The organism is Nocardiopsis trehalosi NBRC 14201 (assembly GCF_001552555.1).
GTDB classification, from domain to species: Bacteria; Actinomycetota; Actinomycetes; order Streptosporangiales; family Streptosporangiaceae; genus Nocardiopsis_B; species Nocardiopsis_B trehalosi.
The window spans coordinates 1-3,029 of the sequence record NZ_BCRK01000318.1; the positions used below are offsets into that span (position 1 = coordinate 1).

Below are 3,029 nucleotides of genomic sequence, written 5' to 3' on the forward strand. Positions count from 1 at the left end.
GGCGAGGGGTCCACCGCCGGTGCGGAGGCCGCCGCCGGTGCGGAGGCCGCCGCCGGTGCGGAGGCCGCCGCCGGCGCATCGAACACGCCGAACGCCGACGACGCCGACGCCGACGCCGACGCCGAGGGCCTCCCCGCCCGGGGCACGCCGTTCACCGAATGGCTCAGCGACCGCCTCCTGCACGCGATCGCGCAGCGCCACCCCGGGCTGGTCGTCCCGGACCTGACCAGGACCAAGTCCGACTTCGCCCACCGGCCCGGCGGTCCGGACTCGCGCTGGGGGCGGCAGCACCGCCCGTTCCGGCGCGACTACCCCACCGCGATCGAGAACACGCACCGCGTCCGCACCGCGGTGGAGCAGGCGAACCTCAAGGGCGACCTGGCCAAACTGACCCACAACGGGCTGCCCGTCGACCTGCTGGAGACGGCCGCCTTCGACCTGCCGGACCTCTTCCGGTCCGGCAAGCACTTCGTGCGCCCGGAACTGGTCACGGTGCGGCTCTTCGCCGACGTCGGCAGGCTGGAGCACAGCGGCACCAGCGACCGGCACGCCGGCGTCTACCTGTCCGGCGCCTCCCAGCGGGGCTCCTCGCGCGGCTCGGGCAACACCAACACCCTCGCCTTCCGCTTCGTCGCGGCGTTCGCGGGCGGCCCCACCGACGCCGGCGGCGGCCCCTCGGGCGGCGGGTACCAGCAGCAGGCGAACGTCGGGATCACCCGCCGCTCCGCCACCGGGCAGGGGCTCAGCACCGGGGCCGGAACCGACGCCTACCTGCTGTTCACCGGCGAGTCCGACGTGTGGAGCGGCGACGTCACGTTCCGCGCCACGATCGACGACACCGAGCAGTACCGGGGCACCGACCTGCTGCGCGACCGGGGCGACGACCTGACCGACGGGATCAAGGGCCGGCTGGAGTTCGCCACACCGCGCCTGCGTCGGCAGCTCCCCACGAACATCACGGCCCTCACCGAGGGCGGCGGGGCGGACGGCACCCCGCCCACGGAGTCCGGGGACGGCTCCCCGTCCGCGTCCGACTCCTCCGGCGACCGGCCGTCCTACACGCGGCTCACCCCCGACCAGGCCCGCGACATCGTCACCCGCCGGCGGACGGCGCCGGGCGCCGGGGAGGACGGGACCGATGACGGCACCGCCTCGGGGAGCGGCACCGCCCCCGGCCCCGGGACGTCCCTCAACCGGCGGCTGGACAACGGCGGCGTCTTCATCGCCCACGTCGACACCGCCGGCGAGGCCCCCGGCGAGCCGTCGCTGATCGACCTCAACCGCGGCATGTTCTCCGGGGAGTCCATCGGCGGACGCTACTTCGGCCTCCGCGACGGGGACCTGCGCAAGTACGACCACTTCACCTCGGAGGACGAGGCCGGCCGCCGGTTCTTCGAGACCGTGCTCTCCCAGGAGAACCTCGCCGTCCACCTGTTCAACGGCATCGTCAACCGCCCCGAGTTCGACGGCGGCGTGTGGTCGCCCAACACCATCCGGCCCACCGTGGTGACCGACAGCGTGGTCGAATCGGTCACCGCGGTGCCCATCGACCTGGTGATGTACTTCCAGGGCAGCGTCAAGAAGGGCTTCAGTGCGGGCGGTTCGCGCACCTGGCAGGCGACCCTGGGCGGTGTGTTCCTGCCGACGGGCAACACCAATCCGGCCGAGCCCGGCCCCGACTCCACGCGCGGCGACGCCGCCGGACCGACCATCGTCTCCGGGGCCAACGCCGCCCGGAACCGCATCATCAGCTCGCGCTCCGAGACGGAGTCCCGCGACTTCAGCATCCAGACGAGCTTCATCCACAAGTCGGACACCTCCTTCCTGATCACCGGCTCCGGGGTCATCCGCCAGGCCGCGGAGATCGCCCGGCAACTCGACCTGGTGGCCACGCTGTACCGCTCCCCGATCTACACCGGGTGGCAGATGCACAGGGACGAGCTGTTCGCCGGGTTCGCCCACGCCTGGGACGCCATCGCCAACGGGCTGGTCCTCGACGGCTACACCGGGCCCGATGGCACCAGTGACCTGACCACCCTCGACGTCCCGGAGTCGCCCGAGCAGGTGGCCGTGCGCCCCGGCCTCGCCGAGACCGGGGACGCGCTCCGCCCCGCCGACGCCGAAGCGGCACTGCGGGACCTGGAGGACAAGCTCACGGCGCAGAAGGTGGAGCTGACCGGCGAGAGCCGCAACCGGCTGTCGCAGATGCTGGAGTCCCGGCTGGCCAAGGACCCGCACTCCTCGGTCCCGATCCCGGTCGAGATCCGACCCATCACCCACCGGACCGACCTCGCCAAGCCGCTCCCGGAGGCGCCCTCGGTCCCGGCGGTGATCCACGTCGAGATCGGCAAGCGGTCCGATGACACCGAACTCGGCTACCTGGGCGGGCAGACCGAGTTCCGCGAGACGCGCCAGTGGACGGTGGCGACGACGAAGGGCAGCACCCACGGCGGGTCGACGACCAAGGGCGTGGGCGGGTTCGGGACCATCATCCCGAACTCCAGCGGCACCAACCCCGACGCCGACAACAACCGGTCCGACACCGGATCACCCTCCGCGCTGACCAGTGTCGCCACCCCGCACGGCACCACGGTCGGCTCCTCCCACACCCAGACCGCGGCGGGGACCGAAGCGGAGAAGCGCTCCATCCTGCTGTCCGTGCAGACCCCGTTCGCCCGGATCGGCACCGGGAGCGACCTGACGCTGAAGCTGGAGATCACGGGCGACGGCCTCACCCCGAAGGCCGAACTCTCCAAGGACCTGCGCACCAACGGCATCACCGCCACCGGCGACGGCGGACGCGTCCAGACCCTCTACCCCGCCCCCTACCTCGCGTTCGGCGGTGACGGGGCCGGTCCGGGGCCGGCCGCCGGCGGGCCGCGCACCCCGGACGTCGTCACGGCGAAGCCGGGCTCGCCCACCACCGACCACGCCCTCGACGAGTGGAAGCACCCCACCGCGGCGGACGGCACCCCGGCGGCCGACGACGCCGACCGGTACGGCCTCGTGCTGCCGGTGGCGATCGAGGA

1 protein-coding gene is annotated in these 3,029 nt (G+C 73.3%); it reads left to right on the top strand.

The features are described from left to right. On the top strand, nucleotides 1–3,029 hold a 3,029-nt coding region (locus NT8_RS30185), incomplete at both ends, for a hypothetical protein (RefSeq protein WP_217999342.1).